The organism is Megasphaera sp. An286 (assembly GCF_002163455.1).
Taxonomy (GTDB): Bacteria; Bacillota; Negativicutes; order Veillonellales; family Megasphaeraceae; genus Megasphaera; species Megasphaera stantonii.
On record NZ_NFIY01000026.1, the window covers coordinates 1 to 22,141 of the forward strand.

Genomic DNA, 22,141 nt, shown 5'->3' on the forward strand with positions numbered 1-22,141 from the left:
TGATTGCTCCTTTGTTGATGATTTCTCGCAAAACCATTTTAACATGAAGCTTCACTATGGATTTTTGTTTTTTTGATTACCTGTTCAAATTCATTTTACAATTAACCCTATTTTGAGAAGATATTGGCTGAGCTGTATACTGAAATTATGGAATATGAAGGGGACGGGCAGCATCATGAGAAGACGGCCAATTCTGATTTCATATTAGGCTATTATTATCAGCAGCAGCAATTTTATAAGAAAAAAGACGAAGGGGCCGACGCGCGGCGGCAAGAAGGAGGAACGGCGGTATGAGCAGCTTGACGAAGAAAATAGATTTTGTGTTGTTTGTATCGGTACGGCAGGCAAATCCTAACGGTGATCCCTTATTGGGAAACATGCCTCGTACCGATTATGAAGGCTATGGGGAAATATCCGATGTCTGCATCAAGCGAAAAATACGCAACAGGCTGCAGGACATGGGACATGAAATTTTCGTACAGGCCAACGACCGGATAGATGATACCTGCAAGTCATTAGAAGAACGGTATAAGGCTCATTTTACATCAAAGCAGGGCGATGAAGAAGTCGCCGCGGCGGCATGCCAACGGTGGATCGATGTGCGGAGCTTCGGCCAGGTCATGACCTTCCAAAAAAATCAGTCGTTGGGTATCCGGGGTCCCGTGTCGGTCAGCCTGGGCAAAAGCCTGTCGCCTGTCGATGTGATTACCATGCAGATTACGAGAAGCACAAACGGTAAGGCTTCGGAAAATGGAAAGCGGTCGGCCGATACGATGGGAACGAAGCATTTTGTGGATTTCGGCGTATATAAGATTACAGGAAGCATGAACTGTTATTTTGCGCAGCGGACAGGCTTTTCCGACGAGGACGCCCAGCTGATTCGGCAGGCTCTGTTGTCCTTGTTTGAAAATGATATGTCGTCAGCTCGTCCCGAAGGCAGCATGACCGTAGAGAAATTGTATTGGTTTGTTCATCCCAATGCCTTAGGGATTGCCTCGTCGGCGAAGATTCATCAACTCGTGCAGGCGCAGGCTCCGGCCGATGAAAAAGTCCATGATTTCTCTGATTACGCCGTGTCTGTAGATGAAGACCGGTTCAACCTGTATCGGCAAAAGGGTCTGACATTAGAAATTGAAGACGGTATATGATGAAAAACGTAGGACAACGAAACGAAACTGAATATTTGCAGCTTGCCGGCCTGCAGCATTTTTCTTTCTGCCGCCGGCAATGGGCCCTCATCCACATTGAGCAGCAATGGGCGGAAAACTACTTTACCGTCGACGGAGCGATTAAGCATACATTGGTAGATGAAGGGCTGAGCGATGAAAAGATGGGCAAGAAGCGCGTGCTGCGCTCCTTGCCTGTCGTATCTCACGAGTTGGGAATACAAGGCGTGTGCGACGCTGTAGAACTGATAGAAGACGAGGGCGGAGCTTACTTCAGCAAATACGATGCCCGCTTTATCGTATACCCCGTGGAATACAAGCGCGGGAAGCCGAAGACGATAGAAAGCGACATACTGCAGCTTACGGCTCAGGCTATGTGCCTGGAAGAAATGATGGAAGTCCGCGTCTCCCAAGGTGCGGTATTTTACTTTGAAACGCGCCGGCGGGAGAAAGTCGAATTTACGGACGAGCTGCGGGCAACGGTCAGGAATATGGCTGCCGAAATGAATAAGTACTACCGGCAGGGCTATACGCCGAAGGTGCGGAAAAGCGCAAAGTGCCGGGCTTGTTCGCTGCAGGATATCTGCCTTCCGGGACTGCAGAAATTAGAATCGGCCCGATCGTACGTAGAGAGGATGTTGGGAGAATGAGAAAGCTACTAAATACATTGTACATCACGAAGCCCGACGTGTATTTAGCGACGCAGGGAGCGAATATAGTCGTCCGGGAACAGCAGAAGACATTAGCCCGCTATCCCCTCCATAATTTGCAGGACATCGTACTGTTTACGTATTTGGGGATGAGCCCGCAGCTTATGGAACGATGCATGGAGTATGGAATCGGCATTGCCTACATGTCGCCGCAGGGACGCCTTATGGCTCGGATTCAGGGAAGCAGCAAGGGAAATATCCTGCTGCGGCGGACGCAGTACCGCGTAGCCGATGATCCGGCCCAATCATTGGATATTGTCCGCAACATCATTGCGGCTAAAGTATATAACGAAAAATGGGTTATGGAACGATATATTCGGCAGTATGAGCACCGGCTGGACGGCAGGCGTCTGCAAGATTGTTCCCAGCAGCTGACGGATATGCTGGAAAAGGTTCGGGGCGCGTCTGCTTTGGATACGCTGAGAGGCTTTGAAGGCAGCGCGCAGGCTTTGTATTTTTCCTGTTTTGACGACATGATTTTAAATCAGAAAGACGATTTTACCTTTGGCATACGCTCGCGCCGGCCGCCATTGAACCGCGTCAATGCCCTTTTGTCCTTTATGTATGCCGTATTGGCCAACGACGTAGCCAGTGCGTTGGAGACGGTTGGCCTGGATGCTTATGCTGGATTTATGCACGTCGACCGACCGGGCCGCGTTTCGCTGGCTCTGGATGTGATGGAAGAATTGCGGGCTCCCATTGCGGACCGCTTTGTCCTGTCCCTGATCAATAAAAAGGTCGTCGATGCTGGGGACTTCGACGCCGAGAGCAACGGGGCGGTCATGTTAAACGAATCGGGGCGCAAGAAAGTGATTGCCAAATGGCAGGAACGAAAAAAAGAAGAATTGACTCATCCCTATATAAAGGAAAAGATTTCCTGGGGATTAGTTCCGTTCCTGCAGGCGTCGTTATTAGCCCGGTTTTTGCGGAACGATTTGGACGCCTATCCGCCCTTTCTTTGGAAATAACAGGAATTGAGGTGGCAGACGAAATGTATATTCTAGTTTCGTACGATATCAGTACGAATTCAGCGGCAGGAAAACGCCGCCTGCGGACGGCTGCTAAGATATGTTTAAACTATGGGCAGCGCGTTCAAAACTCTGTATTTGAATGCGAAGTAGACGAAGGACAATATTTGCAGCTGAAACACCAATTACATGAGGTGATTGACGAATCTGTCGATAATTTGCGTTTCTATCGCCTCGGGAAACACTATAAAAAGACCGTAGAATCCATTGGCGTCGACAAAGGATATGACTTAGAAGGCCCGTTGATTCTGTAGCGGCTTTCCGGCAATGGAAATAGGCTGTGCGAATCATAAGCATCGGATATATACCAGGGAGATTCGCACTCAAAAGAGCAATAGTTTGTCGAAATAGACAGCGATTTTCAGCAAATCAGCTGAATAGAGTTGTATAGGATTCTATATATGCTACGTTTCGGAGTAAGAGATACCAAATGTAGCTGTCACCCTCAGTGCGAGGGTGTGGATTGAAATTGTTCGCTCCCCATGACGGGCGCACTGGGCTGCAGTCACCCTCAGTGCGAGGGTGTGGATTGAAATTCTCATCATGCTTGTATTAATATTGTATGGTGTGTGTCACCCTCAGTGCGAGGGTGTGGATTGAAATTTCCATGTTTCCCCAGACATGAGCTGGCACACGGTGTCACCCTCAGTGCGAGGGTGTGGATTGAAATATCCCTGTTGATGATATGGACATAGAATCTGTCTGTCACCCTCAGTGCGAGGGTGTGGATTGAAATCTCTGCCGTGACTCTCTCCGCATTGCGCTGTACGAGTCACCCTCAGTGCGAGGGTGTGGATTGAAATGTCTACAAACATTTCAAACGCTCGTTTATATAAAGTCACCCTCAGTGCGAGGGTGTGGATTGAAATAATTCGTCGCTTTGGCAAGTGATATAGATAATCCGTCACCCTCAGTGCGAGGGTGTGGATTGAAATCAAATTAGATTGTCAAAAACATCCTCAGGATGCGCGTCACCCTCAGTGCGAGGGTGTGGATTGAAATCAAATATCCGGCATAGTGTATCAGCTCTTTGTATGTCACCCTCAGTGCGAGGGTGTGGATTGAAATCTTTTTGCATCAAGAAAAGCTGAGGAAGCTGAAAGTCACCCTCAGTGCGAGGGTGTGGATTGAAATCGAGCAAAATAGGGAAGTACCTCGGACAGAAGATGTCACCCTCAGTGCGAGGGTGTGGATTGAAATTTCTTCGCTGTCTGTATCTTGCTTAATAACGACGGTCACCCTCAGTGCGAGGGTGTGGATTGAAATTTTGGCCGCGAGATAGTCGTCAATGGCCGCGATGGTCACCCTCAGTGCGAGGGTGTGGATTGAAATCTGCGATCGTAGCTTGATAAGCAGCCGCGCCCGGGTCACCCTCAGTGCGAGGGTGTGGATTGAAATTATTACAGATAAGCCTTCGTTTGCTATGAAGAAGTCACCCTCAGTGCGAGGGTGTGGATTGAAATTTATTCATGTGCTGTCACCTCTCTTTTACAATACGTCACCCTCAGTGCGAGGGTGTGGATTGAAATGTCCATACACTGCAGGCCGCCAGCCAGGCAGTACAGTCACCCTCAGTGCGAGGGTGTGGATTGAAATCGCATCCGCAGCAGCCCCCACCACCATAATGTATAGTCACCCTCAGTGCGAGGGTGTGGATTGAAATGTGAATTTGCTGCCGCTCCATTGCACATCGGAACCGTCACCCTCAGTGCGAGGGTGTGGATTGAAATCCTGCTTGTCATACTTCAAGCCATCGTCGGTGCCGTCACCCTCAGTGCGAGGGTGTGGATTGAAATATCATCCAGCGATGTATGTTTCCGAACAGACTTGCGTCACCCTCAGTGCGAGGGTGTGGATTGAAATTACACGGAGCAGGTGAGTTTTTCGGGTCAACACGTGTCACCCTCAGTGCGAGGGTGTGGATTGAAATCTCGCCGAGCTGGTCAAGCGTGTGGGAAAGGATGTGTCACCCTCAGTGCGAGGGTGTGGATTGAAATCATAATGTTGTCATCATCTTCTTCATTATTCCTCACGTCACCCTCAGTGCGAGGGTGTGGATTGAAATCCAGATTTAACACCTGTTGTCCTTGTTGGCGGCCGGTCACCCTCAGTGCGAGGGTGTGGATTGAAATCTGCTGCGTGGTTACGAGAAAAAAAGAAAGATACGGTCACCCTCAGTGCGAGGGTGTGGATTGAAATAACTCGCTCGGCTGCACTCCGCATCTTCTGCGTCCGTCACCCTCAGTGCGAGGGTGTGGATTGAAATTGCATCAGCAAAATAGGTTCGATGATGCAGCCATGTCACCCTCAGTGCGAGGGTGTGGATTGAAATTACCTCCCGGCCGAGCCGTGACTCTACCCAGTTCGTCACCCTCAGTGCGAGGGTGTGGATTGAAATAACGAGACGCTAGAGACAACGAAGGTATTTGCGTTGTCACCCTCAGTGCGAGGGTGTGGATTGAAATGGCGATTTGGGCAATACCCTGATGCCCGTCAGCGGTCACCCTCAGTGCGAGGGTGTGGATTGAAATTGCAACTTTTGAAAATACCCCGCTTATTGTCCCCGTCACCCTCAGTGCGAGGGTGTGGATTGAAATTTTTTCGGACCCACAGTTATGGAAGTAGCTTGGGAGTCACCCTCTGCGTGAGGGTGTGGATTGAAATCACTCGTATAGCGTGCCGCGGCTTATGCCAATTCTGTCACCCTCTGCGTGAGGATGTGGATTGAAAACTTCATATTATATTTTTTTGATAAAATTACGGTAATAAAAAAATCGTAATTTCTGTTATCTGCTATCTTTTATGGGGCTAACATTTTCCAGTATAACTGTCAAAATTGATATAAATTAATTGAATATCAGATATATCTGTGTTATTATGATTTTATTGCTGGAGGGGAGGGAAAAGACATGATTAAGCGGGAAGCGTACATGAGCCGTATTCGGCCGTTTATCGGAAACGATTTGGTCAAAGTACTAACGGGTATTCGGCGCTGTGGAAAGTCTGTTATGCTGGAACTGATTCAGGAGGAGATAATGGCGTCTGGTGTAGATCCTTCTCAGTTTATATCTATTAACTTTGAAAATATGAGCAATGCCAGTCTTTGTACTGCTCAGGCCCTTCATGATGAAATCATCTGCAGGGCGGCGCAGATTTCAGGAAAGGTGTATCTCTTTTTTGATGAAATCCAAGAGGTACAGGATTGGGAAACATGTATCAATTCCTTCCGAGTGGAGTTGGACTGCGATATTTATATTACAGGCTCTAATGCCAAGCTGCTTTCCGGCGAGCTGGCTACATATTTAGCCGGGCGCTATGTGGAGTTCGTCATCTATCCCTTTTCGTTTGATGAATTCATTCAGCTGTACCGTACTATTTTCCCGGAAGCAGATGTCAGGACGTGTTTCAATCGTTATCTCACTGCTGGAGGAATGCCGTATTTAGCCAACCTGCGATATGAAGAAACTGCTTGCCGTCAGTACTTGCAGGATTTGTTTAACTCTGTAGAGCTTAAAGATATTGTTCAACGCAATAAAGTTCGCGACGTAGATATGCTGGAGAGGATTATTGCCTATGTGACGGCCAACATCGGCACTACCTTTTCATCTACAGCTATTTCTAAGTATTTGAAGAGCGAAGGGCGGTCCGTATCGCCGGAAACGGTTTTAGGATATTTGAAAGCCTGTACTGACGCCTTTTTGTTCTATCAAGTGAAGCGGCAGGATCTCCGGGGGAAGAAAATTCTTACGGTGAACGAGAAATACTATGTGGCCGACCATGGTGTGCGGGAGGCCGTGTTTGGCGGCAATCAGCGAGATATTAATTTGGTATTGGAAAATATTGTCTATTTGGAGCTGCTGCGCCGCGGGTATGTTGTAACCGTAGGTAAAGTTGGCGATAAAGAAATTGATTTTATCTGTGAATCGCAAGGTAATCGGCTGTATATCCAGGTCGCCTACTTGTTGGCGTCAGAGGAAACGATTCAACGAGAATTTGGCGTTTATGAGCGAGTTCGGGACAATTACCCTAAGTACGTTCTTACGCTGGATGAGTTTGACATGAGCCGGGACGGCATCAAGCATCGAAATATTCGCGATTTCCTGCTGGAAAAAGAGTGGAGATAGACGTTGTCCGAGCTATCTGTTTACTGGATTAGATTTTCCCTTTTATGTTCCCTTAGGGATATGGTATCGGAAACAATCCTCGGAAAATCGCATAATTCAGTTAGTGAATACGATTATATACTTTAATACATGGGTAAGTGCGAATTGCAAGTATCGGATATATCGTGGAGAGATTCGCACTCAAACAAGTAATATGTTGTCAAAATAGACAGCGATTTTCAGCAAATCATCTGGATAAAGTTGCATCAAGTTCTATATATGCTGTATTTCGGAATAAGATATACCAAATGCAGCAGTCATCCTCCGTGTGAGGATGTGGATTGAAATGCCGGGGCCGAATCAGCGCGACGAGAGCATAGAAGGTCATCCTCCGTGTGAGGATGTGGATTGAAATGACAGCGTATTTTCAGATTTTGTCTCGATGGTGGTCATCCTCCGTGTGAGGATGTGGATTGAAATGGACAATCCAATGTTTACAGATGATTGCCCCTGCCGTCATCCTCCGTGTGAGGATGTGGATTGAAATCTGTCGTGCAGGATGCAGCACAGCAGCTTGTCGCGTCATCCTCCGTGTGAGGATGTGGATTGAAATGTCTAAGGCGCGACGGTTCAGGTCGTCAAACAAAGTCATCCTCCGTGTGAGGATGTGGATTGAAATAACATGGCTTCAAATTCCTGCATTTTTTGCTCCAGTCATCCTCCGTGTGAGGATGTGGATTGAAATGTAACAGCCGGGAGATGAAGAAAGCGGCACTGGCGTCATCCTCCGTGTGAGGATGTGGATTGAAATCCTAAGCTGTGCAACATAGCGTCGGTGCGGAAGACGTCATCCTCCGTGTGAGGATGTGGATTGAAATCTATATCCATACCGGCGAAAAAGGCGGGCCGCTTCGTCATCCTCCGTGTGAGGATGTGGATTGAAATCTATTCTCGGCTCAGTTGTTGCCGGAATCCCAGTAGTCATCCTCCGTGTGAGGATGTGGATTGAAATATTACGACCTTGAAATATAACCGCAAATTAAAGCGGTCATCCTCCGTGTGAGGATGTGGATTGAAATCCAGTAAAAGGATGGGACACATATAATATTTTCATGTCATCCTCCGTGTGAGGATGTGGATTGAAATAGCCCATGCAGCAATGGCTGATTACGCATTTTTGCGTCATCCTCCGTGTGAGGATGTGGATTGAAATGGGATGAGGCCTGTTGTGTTCTTTGCTGGTTCATGTCATCCTCCGTGTGAGGATGTGGATTGAAATCTCACCCCCTGCTTGCCTTGATAATCTTTGTCGGGTCATCCTCCGTGTGAGGATGTGGATTGAAATAATCAGGACTACGCAGGTATTGTTCCCCGGAACCGTCATCCTCCGTGTGAGGATGTGGATTGAAATGCCCTCGTCTGTAGCCGCGACGACAATATCGCCAGTCATCCTCCGTGTGAGGATGTGGATTGAAATCAACGTGATCGTGACCGTCTTAATACTTGGAGTAAGTCATCCTCCGTGTGAGGATGTGGATTGAAATACGGCCTGGCGCTGCCAGTCGTCCAATCTCGCATACGTCATCCTCCGTGTGAGGATGTGGATTGAAATGCTCTTGTAATTGAAGTCTTTTGCAACACATATCAGGTCATCCTCCGTGTGAGGATGTGGATTGAAATTGCGCCATATGCATGCTCTCAAACGAGGCGCCGGCGTCACCCTCTGCGTGAGGGTGTGGATTGAAATTTCATGAGGTCGTCGATGCAAAAATCGCTGCACCGGTCACCCTCCACGTGAGGGTGTGGATTGAAATCAGCTAACTGCAGTAGCAATATCCGTTTTCGACGTGTCGCCCTCCGTGCGAAGACTGTTCCTGTATTTTTTGTATGTACCATGACTGCGGCTATAATATGCCCTTATATACTTATTATGTAATAAGGGCATATATACTATTGGGTCAGGAAAATATTTCCTGTATAAATACAAAAAAAGCCTATGGTAATAAGAGAAAGTATGGTATTATTAAAATCATACAAATGTATTTATAGGAGGGATTTTTTATGGAATTGCTTAGGAATTGGAAGGTGCACCTATTTGCGTTCATTATCATCATTATTGCTGAACTGATAGGCGTTCATTCTTTCGGTCTCGTCGTATTTTTACCGCTGCTGTATGCACTGGTAATGGGCGGCATCCTCAGTTATCCGTCTCTTGGAGTCATGAATGAAAAAATGATGGATGTAGCCGGCAAGGTCATGCCGATTGCCATGCTGGTGCTGATCGTAAAGATCGGTCTCGGCATCGGGCCGAACCTGCACATGCTGCTGAATTCCGGCTGGGCATTGATCATGCAGGAATTAGGTCACTTCTTCGGCACGATTGTCTTCGGTCTTCCCATGGCCCTGGCCTTAAAGATGGGCCGCGAAGCTATCGGCGCCTGCTATTCTATTGACCGCGAACCGAACGTAGCGATTATTGCTGAAAAATACGGTATCTTTTCTCCTGAAGGCCGCGGCGTTATGGGCATGTACATCTGCGGCACCTTGTTCGGCGCGCTGTGGATTTCTATTCTGAGCGGCATTATCGCCCGGACGGGATTTTTCCATCCCTATGCCCTGGCGATGGGCGGCGGCATCGGCAGCGCCAGCATGATGGCCGCGTCTATCGGCTCTCTGGTCGCCGTATTCCCGGAAGAAGCGCAGCGCATCCAGGCCTATGCCGGCGCGGCAAACCTCATGACGACCATTTTGGGCATTTACTTCGCCCTGTTCATTTCCCTGCCCGTTACGGTTAAGGTATACGAGCTGGTTACGGGCGATAAACGGTCTAAAAATGCTCCTGTCGAAGCGGTTCAGGAAGAAAACGTCGTCGCCGACGCCGTTCCCAAGGCTGCGGAAAAGCAGAGCTTTGGCGACATGATGCGCGACACGATCATCATTTTAGTATTAACTGGTATTTTCTGCACCGTCGGCAACTGCGTCGGCTTCGGCGGCACTCTTGCCGATTCGGCTATCAGCTCTATCGTCTTTGTCGTCCTGTCCCTCATCGGCGTGCTGCTGGCCCATGTTCCCGGCCTGAATAAGCTGCCTATCGTGTTCTGGGCCTCTATCATCGCCGTCATCGTGTCGATTCCCGGATTCCCCGGCGAAGCCTGGATTACCCAGACGACGGGCAAGTTCAGCGTACTGGCTGCGACGACGCCGATCCTGGCCTATGCCGGCTTGTCGCTGGGCAAGGATATTCCGGCCTTTAAGCGCCTGTCCTGGCGTATCGTTCCCGTAGCGCTTATGGTCGCGACCGGCTCGTTCCTCGGCGCGACGATTATGGCGGAAATCGTCCTTCATCTGGAAGGCATATTCTAAGCAAGCAAATCTTATGAAAAAAGGTGTGTATAAATGACAAAAGAAGAATTAAAGAAAGCAGTGTGCGAAGCCATTGAAAAGCGCTTCGACGACATAAAGGCCTTCGGCGAATCTATCTTCGCCGAACCGGAATTGGGGTATAAGGAATATAAGACGTCGGCCAAGGTAAAGGAAGCCTTCGACAAATTGGGCATTTCCTATACGGACGGCTGGGGCATCAACGGCGTAAAAGGCCGCATGAAGGGGACGAAATCGGATCGTACCGTCGCCGTCTTCGGCGAGCTGGACGCCCTGGTCTGCCGCAATCATCCCGGCGCCGACGAAACGACGGGAGCGGCGCACTGCTGCGGCCACTACGTACAGATGGCCAACCTGATGGCCGTCGCCATGGCCCTGCACGATACGGACGCCATGAAATATTTGGGCGGCGACGTCGTTTTATTCGCCGTGCCTGCTGAAGAATGCATTGAAATCGAATACAGGAATTCCCTGCGGAATAAGGGAAAAATTCATTTCCTCGGCGGCAAGGAAGAAATTATTTACCAAGGCGGCTTCGACGATATCGACGCGGCGATGCAGATGCACGTCACGACGACGGACGACCCGCAGGGCGAAATCCAGCTCGGCAGCCCCTGCGACGGCTTCATCAGCAAGCTTGTCGAATACCACGGCAAAGCGGCGCACGCCGCGGCGGCTCCGCACGACGGCATTAACGCCCTGAACGCGGCCATGCTGGGCCTCATGGGCGTCAACGCCCTGCGCGAAACCTTCCGTGAAGAAGATTACGTCCGCTTCCATCCCATCATCACCAGCGGCGGCGACTTGGTAAACGTCGTTCCCGATCACGTGCGGATGGAAAGCTATGTCCGCGCCGCCTCTGTCGAAGCCATTAAGGAATATAACGCCAGCGTCGACAGGGCCCTGCAGGCCGGGGCGATGGCCGTCGGCGCGACCTGTGAAATCCAGAATCTGCCGGGCTACCTGCCCATGCGTCAGGATACAAAACTGACGAAGCTGCTGGAAGAAAACTGCCAGTCCATCTTCGGCGCAGAGCACATCCGCTATACGCCTCAGGATACGGGCAGCACTGATATGGGCGACGTGTCGCACCTCATGCCGATTATCCATCCCTGGGTCGGCTGCGTTCACGGCGCGCTGCACAGCGTGGATTTTACCCTCTTTGAAGAAAAGACGGCGTACACGAAGACGCCTCAGGCACTGGCCTGCGTCCTCATCGACTTGCTCTACGGCGACGCCCAGGGCATTGAAGACCTGCTGGACGGCTACCAGCCCCTCATGACGAAGGAAGAATATCTGGAATACATGGCGTCCATAAAATAACGGCGTTTTTTCATAAATAGCAATCGGGCCGTAACGATATACGGAATTGTCTGACGAAACAGGCCGGCCATAGCCGCAGTACGAAGGTATGCGGCAAGGCGGCCTGTTTTTTTTGATGCAGGAAAGAGGTATTGGCACATACATGATATATAAGGTATGAGCATATCGAATATATAAAAATGATACGGTAAAGTTATCAGATTCCATTGATAAGAAAGGAAAATTTGTATAAACTTATACAAAAAATAAAGCTGTTCATATAATGGAACAGCGCAAACGACGCCGCCATAGCATAGGATATTCGTTCCTCAGGCCCCGTCGTCTACGGAGAAAGAAGGAAGTTTCAGTGGAAATCAGTCTGATATTATTGAAAGAAACGGTAAAGCTGTTTCTCATCATGCTCATGGGCTTCGCCCTCATACGGACGGGCAAGCTGCGCAGCTCCGACGGCAAGGCCTTGTCCGTCCTGCTGGTCTATCTCATTTTGCCGTGCGTCATTATCCATTCCTTTCAGGTAGAGCCGAGCGAGGCCGTGCGCAGGGGGCTGCTCTTTGCCTTTGGCGCCGCCGTCGCCGTTCACGCCTTGTTCATCATCCTCACGGCGGCCTTCCGCCCTCTCTTCAGCCTGAAGGCTGTCGAGCAAATGGCCTTGATTTATACCAATGCGGGCATACTGGTCTTTCCCCTGGTCACAGCGCTGCTGGGGTCGGATTACCTCATTTATCCCTGCGCCTACGCCGTAGTCCAGCTGATATTGCTATGGACCCACGGCTCCTGCCTGCTGTGCGGGCGAGGGGAAATCCATATCCGCAGCATTGTCTGCAACATCAATATCCTGGCCATATGCTTCGGCGCAGCCCTCTTTCTGCTGCATATTTCCCTGCCGCCTTTGATCGACCAGACCCTGAGTAGCGTCGGCTCCATGATCGGCCCCGTCGGCATGCTCATTACGGGCATGGCTATTGCCGACTGCGATTTGAAGGAAATCTTCGGCAAGCTTCATGTTTACTTGCCCGTAGGCCTGAGGCTCGTCGTATATCCCGTTGTCCTGGCCGGAGTCCTGGCTTTGTTGGGTGCGGCGTCCTTCATCGACGACGGGAAGAATATTCTCATGACCATCTTTTTAGCGTCTATTACGCCGACGGCGGCCATCGTCACGTCTATGGCCGCCTTATACGACAAGGACCCGGTGTATTCGGCCGAGCTGTGCGTCTTGTCGACGATATTGTCTATCCTTACGATGCCGGCTCTCTTATTCGTATTTGACAAATGGATATAAAGGCTTGCCAGCACGGCGAAAGGCCCTCCGTCCATGAAGACGGCGGGCCTTTCGTTCATTAAGGTGATTTAGTTGAATATGGGAATCATAGGAGAGAATGCGAAGTTATTGGTCGTCGACGTTGATGATCTTCGACGGGTTGAGGATGTTGTTGGGGTCGAGGGCCTTCTTGATAGCGCAGATCATCTTGTATTCGCCGGGAGGCGTGCAGCGCTTGAAGTCGTGGAGCTTCTTGTAGCCGATGCCGTGTTCGCCGGACATCTTGCCGCCTAAGGCGTATACTTCGTCGAACAGGTCTTTATGGAAGCCTTCCATCTTTTCCATCCATTCGATAGGAGACAGCTTGTCGACGTTCAGCGGCAGGACGTGGATGTTGCCGTCGCCGATATGGGCCGACGTTACGCTGTAAATGCCGTGTTTTTCTTCCAGCCCCGGAATCTTGGAGGTGATTTCGGCGATGTGTTCGAGAGGAACGACGAAGTCTTCGGCGACGAACATGATGTCGATGTCGCGGGCCGCTTCGGCGAATTGACGGCGGCATCCCCAGATGCGGTCGTCAGCCTGGATGACGTCGACGGCGCCCATGGCGTCGCACAAATCGCTCAGTTTTTCCATCTTCTTATCCAGTTCGTCTTCGTCGAACGTTTCTACCGTAATGATGACGTAGCAGCAGCCTTCGTCGACGTGGGGCAGGGACACCTTGCAGAACTTGCTGCACATGGACAGGGCTTTGTTGTCCATGTATTCGATGCTCGTCGGTTCGATGCCGGCCTTGAGGATCTTGTTGGGCAGGGCGAACCCCTTTTCATCTTCCTTGAAGATGGCGACGAGGTCGAATTTATACGGCGGCAGGGGACGGAGCTTCAGCGTGACTTCCGTTACGATGCCCAGGGTGCCTTCGGAGCCGCAGATGAGCTGTTCCAGGCAGTAGCCTGTGGAGCATTTCTGCAGGCGCGCGCCGACGTCGACGATGTCGCCTGTCGGCGTGACGACCTTCATGCCGTAAATCTGGTTGCGCGTCGTGCCGTATTTGACGGCCTTGTTGCCGCCGGCGTTGGTCGCGACGTTGCCGCCGATCTGGCAGCTGTCGGCGCTGCAGGGGTCGCCGGCGTAGAGCAGGCCGTATTCGTTGACCGTCTTTTGGATGACGCTGGTGCGGACGCCGGTCTGGACGACGGCGTACATGTTGTCCGTATCAATTTTCAGGATTTTGTCCATGCGGTCCAGTTCCATGACCATGCCGCCGTGGACGGGGATAGCGCCGCAGGCGACGCCGGAGCCAGCTGCGCGGGGCGTAATCGGTACGAGGTATTTATTGGCGAGCTTTACGACTTCCGCTACTTGTTCCGTCGTTTCGGGGAAGACGACGACTTCCGGCGTGTGGAACCAATAGGAGTTCCCTTCTTCGTCCGTCTTGTAGACGTCTAATTTTTCCGGGTCGACGGTGACGCCCTTTTCGCCTAATACGCTTTTCAGTTCCTGTACTAATTCGTCCGTTACTTTGTTGAATGTTGACATACGATGACACGCTCCTTCTGCAAGTGATTAAAAATAAACAGGATATGCTGATAATGCCTTATTCTTCGACAGTCCGGTTGCCCCAGAGAGAGGCGATAAACGAACAGAATACCGTCGTAAAGACGACGCCGATGGCTCCGGGGATGGCGGCCAGGGGATCGAAGTACGTAATGCCCAGCGTTACGGCTAAGGCCGTGTTCTGCACGCCGATGACGAAGGTCATGGCCTTGCCCTTAGCCTGGGGCATGCGCAGGAGGCGGGATACGGAAAAGCCGACGATCAGGCCGATGACGGTGTAGAGGATCATGGCGACGGCGGCCATCAGGGCCACGGTCTGCAGCCGTTCGACGTTCAGGGCTACGACGACGAGGATGATGCCCAGCAGGGCCAGTACCGTAAATAAGGGGACGATCTTCTGAATGACCGGCATCTGTTTTTTGCAGACCTTATTGACAATAAGCCCTAAGACGATAGGGATGATGATAATCTGAATGATGCTGATGAATAACCCCACGGCGTCGATATCTACGTACTGCTTTACGTAAAACAGGAGCAGCACGGGCATGATAAAGGGGGCGACGATGGTGCTGATGCTGGAAATGGTGACGGACAAGGCCTTATCGCCCTTTGCCAGGAAGGTCATGACGTTGGATGACGTACCCGTAGGACAGCAGCCGAGGAGGACGAAGCCGACGAGGAGCATCGGCGAGAGGTTGAGGAAGGTGCCGATGCCGAGCCCGACGAGGGGCATAAAGACGTACAAGGTGACGACGCCGATGATGACGTCCTTCGGTCGGGAGAAGATGAGCTTAAAGTCGTTGGGTGACATGGACAGGCCCATGCTGAGCATGATAATGCCTAAAAAATAGGAAATCCAGCTGCCGTAAGGCTTCAGCGGCTCGGGAAAGAAATAGGCAAATACGGCGCAGAGGATGACCCACAACGTGACGTATTTGGTAAAAAAGGAAACAAATTTTAATAAACCAGCCATGACCTAAACACCTCCGCTTGTAAAAGAATCTGCTTTGTGTAATTGGCTTTGATAAAACGAACACGTTCCATTTATAACATGTTTTAAATGCATATTATAAATGCGTTTTAGTTAATTGTAGAATATCCTATCCTTCCGAATGTGTCAAAATTTGTACAAACGGCTGGGAAAAGGGTGAAATTATTCAGCTTAAGGCCATAAAATGACTGGAATGTTAAACAAAAAATAAAAGCATTGCCGTAAATTTAATTACAGACAATGCTTTTGACTTTTGAAATATGATATTTATAAACTGTTTATATGAAATAATTTAAGGAAGTGGGTGTTGAAGAAGCTCAGGTGACGGCGCAGGATGGATTCGGCCAGCTGGCGGTCGTGCAGGGCTAGGACGTCGCAGATGACCAGGTGATCCGTTTCGATGATGTCGTAATACCCTTCGGGCGGATTGTAAATCATATAGCTGCGGTAGCGGAACAGCTTGAACTTGATTTGCTCGTACAGGTCGGATAATAAAGGCGAATCGGCGAGCATGACGAGCTTTAAGTGGAATTGGTATTCCAAATCCATGATCGTCCGCGACAGGACGTCCCGGGGCGTTTCGTCTACGCGGCAGCATATGTCGTTCATTTGGCGGGCCAAGCCGCGCAGTTCTTCCAACTGCCTATCCGTCGCGACGACGGCGGCCCGGCCGGCGGCGTACGATTCCAAGAGAAAGCACAGCTCCTTTAAGTCGGTGTACTCTTTGATGGAAAAGCCCGTCACGCTGTACTTATGGGATTTTTTGACGTAGCCTTCCTTTTCCAACCGGCTCAGGGCGTATTTCATGGGCGACCGGCTGATGCCCAGCTGCTTGGCAATGGCGTTTTCGTTAATCCAGCTGCCGGGAGGGATGCGGAAGCATACGATTTCTTGAAGCAGAATCGTGTAGGTAATGTCGTTCAGCGACATGAACGGGTTTTGTTGCTGGAGTAATTCTATCGACATCTTGTCCATCCGGGTACCTCCTGTCCAGAGCCATTGTACAGCTTTATTATAGCAGGACTTCCGGCAATGTGTAGGGACGGGGACTTTCAAAATCTGCAAGGAGCGCCGCGCCGGCCCGGACGGGGAGACACGGCGCGGCAGACGGCTTATGGCCGGCAGTTTCGGGATAGATGAAGATTTTTAATGTGAATTTGTAATGGTAAATATGTTTTTTTATTATTTATAAAATTCATGATACGATGTACAATATAAATAAATGATATAGCTCCTTCGGGAGAGGGGAAGGCAGGTTAAGTATGGACATCAAGAGATATTTAGCCAGGGAAGGCGAAAAAATTGATTTGAGCAAGTTTTCTACAGTCTGCGACGTCGACATAGATAAGGAAAAGGTCAAGACGGAGCTCATGCCCCAGGCCATTGAAGAAATGAAGCAGTGGCAGGAAAAGCTGTTTGCCGAAGGCCAGTACGGCATTTTGATCGTGCTGCAGGCCATGGATGCGGCCGGCAAGGACGGCACGATCAAGCACGTGTTCGCCCGCCTGAACCCGGCGGCGGTCCACGTTCACAGCTTCAAGCAGCCCAGCACGGAAGAAAAGGAACACGACTACATGTGGCGCGTCAACAAGGCCCTGCCCAGCCGCGGCGAAATCGGCATATTCAACCGCTCTCACTACGAGGACGTCGTCATAGCACGCATTCACAACTTGATTGAAAGCGACGGCCTGCCGGAAGAGCTGATCAGCGACGGCATCTGGAAGAAGCGGTACCGCCAGATTTGCGACTGGGAAAAATACCTGACGGAAAATGGGTTCCCGGTCATCAAGATTTTTCTCCACGTGTCGAAGGCCGAGCAGAAAAAGCGCCTCATCGACCGCATCGTGACCAAGCAGAAGAACTGGAAGTTTTCCATGTCCGATATCGAAGAACGGCAGTACTGGAACCGCTATCAGAAGGTATACAGCGAAGTCATCTCGGCGACGACGAAGAACTACGCGCCGTGGTACGTCGTGCCGGCGGACAACAAGTGGTATACGCGGTACGTCGTGGCCCAGATTGTCCTGAAATCGCTGCGGGAGATCAATCCCGATTTCCCCAAGCTGTCGGCGGAGGTAGAAAGCCAGCTGGAGCAGTTCCGCAAGATTTTGAAAAACATCGACATTGAAGACTTGAAATCCATCAAGGAAAGCATGAAATAAAAGTCCTTGACATAGGGATATATGTCATGCTATAGTAAATGAAATTACATATTGCAGGTCAGGTGTCGCAGACTTAATAGAGAAGACCGGTGCAATGCCGGCGCGGTCCCGCCGCTGTAAGGATGAGCTATGCTGCATAATGTCACTGTGCCCCATAGGCATGGGAAGGCGCAGCGGAGCGATGAATCCGAGCCAGAAGAACTGCCTGACTGATAATCACCGACAGACCTGCGAGCGATGGGGATGGAGATTGAATGCGTATATGACGCTATGACTATGCCGCACGGGATTCGTGCGGCATTTTATATATGCCTATGCGTTGGGTGGTGACGGCAGTATGTAATCATCAACGGACATAGGAGTGATAGTATGAAGAAGGAACGATGGAAGAAGGTTGTGACGATGGCAGTACTTGGCATTTCAATCGGCGCGGTCGGCGCCCTTCCGGCCAGCTCGGCCGGCTATACCCTGAATCGGGAGGTAAAGAACGCTACGCCGGCCCTGCGTCAGGCGGCGCAGATCGGCGTCCGGTCATACGACAACCCGGCCATGAAGGAGGCGGAAAATAAAGACGCTATCCTCGTATTGAGCTTCGGCACGACGTACGCGGAAAACAGGGCGGCGACGATCGATAAGACCGTAGCGGAAATTCAGGCCGCCCATCCCGATACGAAGGTCGTCTTGGCCTTTACGTCCCACATCATTATCGACCGCATTCAACAGAACGAAGGCCTGCGTATTCCTACGCCGGAGCAGGCTCTGGAACAGCTGAAGAACGAGGGCTATACGCGCGTCGCCGTTACGACGCTCAACGTCATTCCCGGCATAGAGTACGATTACAACGCCGCCTTGTTCGATATGTACAAGGGTCAGTTTAAAAAGATGACCTTGGGCACGCCCGTCCTGTACTGGATGGGCCAGGAAAACCAGCGCGACGACGTGGCCGAGTTCGTACAGGCCATGGCGACGCAGTTCCCGCCGTTAGGCGAAACCGACGCTGTCCTGGTCATGGCCCACGGCACGCCCCATCCGGCCAACGCCTATTATTCCGTCCTGCAGAGCCGCTTTGACGCGGCCGGCCTGGGGAACGTCTTCGTCTATTCCGTCGAAGGCTGGCCCCACCTCGATACGGTCATTCCGATGCTGAAGGCTAAGGGAATCGAGCATGTGACTATCATGCCCATGATGGTCGTCGCCGGCGACCACGCCAACAACGACATGGCCGGCAGTGAGGAAGATTCCCACAAGAGCATCTTGGAAAGAGCCGGCTTTGCCGTCACGCCGTATATTCACGGTCTGGGCGAAAACGAAGCCGTCCGGCAGTTGTTCGTGGAGCGGGCAAATGAAGCCTGGGCTGTGCTGGAAAGAAATACAAAATAAAGATTCATTTATATATGCAAATACGGCATTGGGTCTGTATCCCAATGCCGTATTTGCATGTATATATCGTTATTTCAAGGATAAGGTCCGCTCGATGAGGGGCTTGTACTGGTCGTATTTTTGGTTCAGCTGCTCCAGCGTATACTGATGGTATACGTTCAGGTCCTTTAAACTCTGGAAATACTTGAGGAAGATAGAGTGGAGCCGGCGGTTTACGATGAGGTAGAAGGGGCTGGCCTGATTGTGGATGTATTTCTTGTTCTTTTTCAGGAAGCCCGTCTTGTAGTTGGAGTAGAAGGACACGTTTTCCCCCTTGTACGTCGAATCGCCGCCGAAGGAGGGCAGCACGCCGATGACGATGTGCGGGTTGATCTGCATCGTTTCCAGTACGGTCTGAATGTGTTCCTTCCGTTCTTCCGCCGTCAGGGAGTATTCCACGTCGGTCAGGTAGATGTACCCCGTTTCTAAGTACCGCATGAGGGACGACGTCGTCGTGATGAATTCGATTTCCGCCGCGTTGACGATTTCTTCCCACGTGACGCAGAGGCGCTGGACCGAGAAGGCCTGCTCCGGCGATACTTCGCGGATAATGCTTTCAAAGACTTCGTGAGGCAGGAGGAATTCGAAGCCGTTCGTCAGGAAGAAGAAAAAGCTGTTCGCCGCGTAGAAAGCCGTGCGGTAGCCCATTTCGTCCATGCCGAGGGAGCTGCTGACGGAAATGAGGGGTTCCTTTTCCGTGCCTGTAAAGCTGAATTTTTCATAAATATCCCAAACCGTCGATTCGTCGAAGATGTACGTGCACATGGTGAACCGGGGCGGGTTATTGGACATGGCGTACTGGACGGCGAAGGCGCCGCGCAGGATGATGAGGTTGGCGTTTTGAATGTCGCAGAAGTCGTAGAAGACGAAATCGAAGTCCAGGAAGCGGTTGATCATCTTATACAGATGCTGCACGTATTCGGGATTCTGCTCCAGCTTGTCCATATCCAGTCCCACGCGGATAGTCAGCTTCACCGAGTCCAGCTGAATCGAATCGAAGTATTTCCAAAAACCGGCCTGGTACAGGGTGCAGAATTCGCCGAGGATGAGGAGCTCGCCGTCGTTTTCGAGGTTCTGGACGCCCTTCTGCAGCAAGTCGGCCAGGAAGGCCGCCGTGTCGTGATGGCCCGTAATGACCTGAATGGACGGGCGGTTTTCCTTTACCTTTGTCGCGTGGTTCTGGTGCAGTGTCGAACGGTAGGCGGCGCAGAGATATTGACTGATTTCAAAGCCCAAATCCTTGACTTCGCAGGAAATGGGGAAGGTTTTATAAAATTTTTCTTCTTTTTTCTGTTTTACGATTAATTCGGCAAAATAATTGCCCATTTCTTCGTTGATGCGTTCTACATACCGGGACGAAGGCAACTTTGTGCCGTTGCTCCACTTGTTGACGTACGATACGTCGTAGCCTACGATGTCGGCGAGGGAAATAAATTTCGCCTGCGTAAACGTAATCAGCCTTTTTAACGTAGATGCGTAGCCGTCTGAAATCATCGTGGAATCCCTCCTTTTTCGTTCGTTTGCCTAAAAATGCAAAAAATGGCCAATGCCCGTCTGAATAATGTATCATCATTATAGCACAGCATATATGGGGTGGCAAAAGGATTTCACGAAGGAAGAAAAAAAGTCAAAAAGAAGGCAAAGGAATGTTATAGACTGGAAATGCGTGCGAATTTATGCCAAACCGTCCTGTTTCATTTCGTCGGGAAAGTTTATATACTTAAAGCACAAAGTCAAGCGGAAGCAAAACGCTGCTCGGCCAATTTATTATTTCTCCCAAGGAGGTTTATTCAAAATGGCTTATCAGAACATTGAATTTACAAAAGAAGACGGCATCGGTATCTTGACGATTAATCGTCCGAAGGCTCTCAACGCCTTGAATACAGAAACGGTTATGGAACTGAATGACTGCGTCGGCAAAATCGAAAACGACGCGGAAGTTAAAGTCCTCATCGTTACCGGCGGCGGCGCTAAATCCTTCGTAGCCGGCGCAGATATCGTCGAAATGTCCACGAAGAACGCCGTAGAAGGCCGTCACTTCGGAAAGATCGCTCAGGATACGTTTACTCGTATTGAAAATCTTCCCCAGCCGGTTATCGCCGCTGTAAACGGCTACGCTCTCGGCGGCGGCTGCGAACTCGCCTGCGCTTGCGATTTCCGCTATGCTTCCGACAACGCTAAATTCGGCCAGCCCGAAGTCGGCCTCGGCATTACTCCCGGTTTCGGCGGCACGCAGCGCCTTCCCCGTGTCGTTGGCCGCGGCTACGGCAAAGAACTGATCTTCACGGCTCAGATGATCGACGCTCAGGAAGCATACCGCATCGGCCTCGTAAACAAAGTCGTTCCTCAGGAACAGCTCATGGACGAAGCTAAAAAGACGGCTAAGAAGATCGCTTCCAACGCTAAAATCGCCGTACAGCTTGCTAAAGCAGCTATCAACCGCGGCATCAACTGCGACGTTATTACCGGTATCGCCTATGAAGACGAAGTATTCGGCCTCTGCTTTGCTACGGAAGACCAGAAGGAAGGCATGGCTGCTTTCGTTGAAAAACGCAAAGCAAACTTCACAGACAAATAATAGACTGTCTGCCTGACCTGCATCGGTTAAAAAAGGCGTCATGTATCGTGACGCCTTTCTTAATAACCTATAGTATGTATTAGGAAATATTTTTAGGAGGAATATTACTCATGGATTTTAAACTCACAGAAATGCAGCAAGACATTGCCAATCTCGCCAAAGATTTTGCTACAAAACGCTTGGCTCCGACCGTAAAAGAACGCGACGAAAAGGAAATCTTCGACCGCGCTATCCTCGATGAAATGGGCACCCTCGGGCTCCTCGGCATTCCCTGGGAAGAAGAAAATGGCGGCGTTGGCGCCGACTTCCTCAGCCTGGCCGTTGCCTGCGAAGAAGTTGCCAAAGTTGACCCCTCCATCGCCCTGAGCTTCGAAGTTCACACCATGCTCTGCTCCTGGCCTATCTGGAAGTTCGGCACGGCAGAACAGAAGGAAAAATATTTGAAACCCCTGGCAGAAGGCACGA

Annotated in this window: 17 protein-coding genes, 2 CRISPR repeat arrays and 1 riboswitch; of the genes, 13 read left to right on the forward strand and 4 right to left on the reverse strand. The window is 50.6% G+C overall.

The window, feature by feature from the left end; all coding sequences use genetic code 11:
- Positions 1-147: 147 nt before the first annotated feature.
- The 9 genes from B5F80_RS11295 to B5F80_RS10185 all read left to right on the forward strand — a co-directional run bounded on the left by B5F80_RS11295 (position 148) and on the right by B5F80_RS10185 (position 12,990).
- Positions 148-294, forward strand: a complete 147-nt coding sequence (locus tag B5F80_RS11295) for a hypothetical protein (protein WP_158099983.1) — start codon at positions 148-150, stop codon at positions 292-294.
- A complete protein-coding gene (cas7c, locus tag B5F80_RS10150) occupies positions 291-1,148 on the forward strand; it encodes a type I-C CRISPR-associated protein Cas7/Csd2 (protein WP_087478716.1) in 858 nt (285 codons plus the stop codon). Before B5F80_RS11295 ends, cas7c begins: the two co-directional genes overlap by 4 nt.
- Positions 1,145-1,816, forward strand: a complete 672-nt coding sequence (gene cas4, locus B5F80_RS10155; protein WP_239386352.1) for a CRISPR-associated protein Cas4 — start codon at positions 1,145-1,147, stop codon at positions 1,814-1,816. The genes cas7c and cas4 overlap by 4 nt, the downstream gene beginning before the upstream one ends.
- Positions 1,813-2,844 carry a type I-C CRISPR-associated endonuclease Cas1c gene (cas1c, locus tag B5F80_RS10160; RefSeq protein ID WP_087478718.1) on the forward strand — a complete coding sequence of 344 codons (1,032 nt, stop codon included), beginning with the start codon at positions 1,813-1,815 and terminating at the stop codon, positions 2,842-2,844. The genes cas4 and cas1c overlap by 4 nt, the downstream gene beginning before the upstream one ends.
- Before the next feature lie 23 nt (positions 2,845-2,867).
- Positions 2,868-3,158 (forward strand): CRISPR-associated endonuclease Cas2, encoded by a 291-nt coding sequence (gene cas2, locus B5F80_RS10165; RefSeq protein WP_087478719.1) that lies wholly within the window; start codon positions 2,868-2,870, stop codon positions 3,156-3,158.
- Positions 3,159-3,342: 184 nt separating this feature from the next.
- A CRISPR array of direct repeats spans positions 3,343-5,635; the repeat unit is 32 nt; unit sequence GTCACCCTCAGTGCGAGGGTGTGGATTGAAAT.
- Positions 5,636-5,813: 178 nt separating this feature from the next.
- Complete coding sequence (locus tag B5F80_RS10170; RefSeq protein WP_087478720.1) at positions 5,814-7,028, forward strand: ATP-binding protein; 1,215 nt, start codon at positions 5,814-5,816, stop codon at positions 7,026-7,028.
- 295 nt (positions 7,029-7,323) lie between these two features.
- Positions 7,324-8,821: direct repeats of the CRISPR family, unit length 32 nt; unit sequence GTCATCCTCCGTGTGAGGATGTGGATTGAAAT.
- A 247-nt stretch (positions 8,822-9,068) separates the two neighbouring features.
- The gene (locus tag B5F80_RS10175) at positions 9,069-10,370 is read left to right on the forward strand and encodes a DUF3100 domain-containing protein (RefSeq protein WP_087478721.1); all 1,302 of its coding nucleotides are present in this window, start codon (positions 9,069-9,071) and stop codon (positions 10,368-10,370) included.
- 33 nt (positions 10,371-10,403) lie between these two features.
- Complete coding sequence (locus tag B5F80_RS10180) at positions 10,404-11,711, forward strand: amidohydrolase (protein WP_087478722.1); 1,308 nt, start codon at positions 10,404-10,406, stop codon at positions 11,709-11,711.
- A gap of 346 nt (positions 11,712-12,057) precedes the next feature.
- Entirely contained in the window at positions 12,058-12,990 is a 933-nt protein-coding gene (locus B5F80_RS10185) for an AEC family transporter (protein ID WP_087478723.1), read from the forward strand.
- 105 nt (positions 12,991-13,095) lie between these two features.
- Here B5F80_RS10185 and B5F80_RS10190 read toward each other — a convergent pair whose 3' ends face one another.
- The 3 genes from B5F80_RS10190 to B5F80_RS10200 form a co-directional block, all read right to left on the reverse strand.
- The gene (locus B5F80_RS10190) at positions 13,096-14,508 is read right to left on the reverse strand and encodes an FAD-binding oxidoreductase (RefSeq protein ID WP_087478724.1); all 1,413 of its coding nucleotides are present in this window, start codon (positions 14,506-14,508) and stop codon (positions 13,096-13,098) included.
- A 58-nt stretch (positions 14,509-14,566) separates the two neighbouring features.
- Positions 14,567-15,499 carry a bile acid:sodium symporter family protein gene (locus B5F80_RS10195; protein WP_087478725.1) on the reverse strand — a complete coding sequence of 311 codons (933 nt, stop codon included), beginning with the start codon at positions 15,497-15,499 and terminating at the stop codon, positions 14,567-14,569.
- Positions 15,500-15,784: 285 nt separating this feature from the next.
- Positions 15,785-16,492: a GntR family transcriptional regulator gene (locus tag B5F80_RS10200; RefSeq protein WP_087478726.1), complete on the reverse strand. Its 708-nt coding sequence runs from the start codon at positions 16,490-16,492 to the stop codon at positions 15,785-15,787.
- A 287-nt stretch (positions 16,493-16,779) separates the two neighbouring features.
- Here B5F80_RS10200 and B5F80_RS10205 point away from each other — a divergent pair, with 287 nt between their 5' ends.
- Positions 16,780-17,679 carry a PPK2 family polyphosphate kinase gene (locus tag B5F80_RS10205; protein ID WP_087478727.1) on the forward strand — a complete coding sequence of 300 codons (900 nt, stop codon included), beginning with the start codon at positions 16,780-16,782 and terminating at the stop codon, positions 17,677-17,679.
- 43 nt (positions 17,680-17,722) lie between these two features.
- A riboswitch (cobalamin riboswitch) is annotated at positions 17,723-17,903 on the forward strand.
- 145 nt (positions 17,904-18,048) lie between these two features.
- The gene (locus B5F80_RS10210; protein ID WP_087478728.1) at positions 18,049-19,059 is read left to right on the forward strand and encodes a sirohydrochlorin cobaltochelatase; all 1,011 of its coding nucleotides are present in this window, start codon (positions 18,049-18,051) and stop codon (positions 19,057-19,059) included.
- A gap of 69 nt (positions 19,060-19,128) precedes the next feature.
- On the opposite strand, the gene B5F80_RS10215 is transcribed toward B5F80_RS10210, so the two are convergent.
- Positions 19,129-20,592 carry a hypothetical protein gene (locus B5F80_RS10215; protein ID WP_087478729.1) on the reverse strand — a complete coding sequence of 488 codons (1,464 nt, stop codon included), beginning with the start codon at positions 20,590-20,592 and terminating at the stop codon, positions 19,129-19,131.
- Positions 20,593-20,893: 301 nt separating this feature from the next.
- Between B5F80_RS10215 and B5F80_RS10220 the strand changes: the two genes are divergently transcribed.
- Both B5F80_RS10220 and B5F80_RS10225 read left to right on the forward strand, forming a co-directional pair.
- On the forward strand, positions 20,894-21,676 hold the full coding sequence (locus B5F80_RS10220) for a short-chain-enoyl-CoA hydratase (protein ID WP_087478730.1): 783 nt from the start codon (positions 20,894-20,896) through the stop codon (positions 21,674-21,676).
- A 110-nt stretch (positions 21,677-21,786) separates the two neighbouring features.
- The coding region (locus B5F80_RS10225; RefSeq protein ID WP_204246396.1) for an acyl-CoA dehydrogenase family protein at positions 21,787-22,141 on the forward strand (355 nt) is incomplete at its 3' end.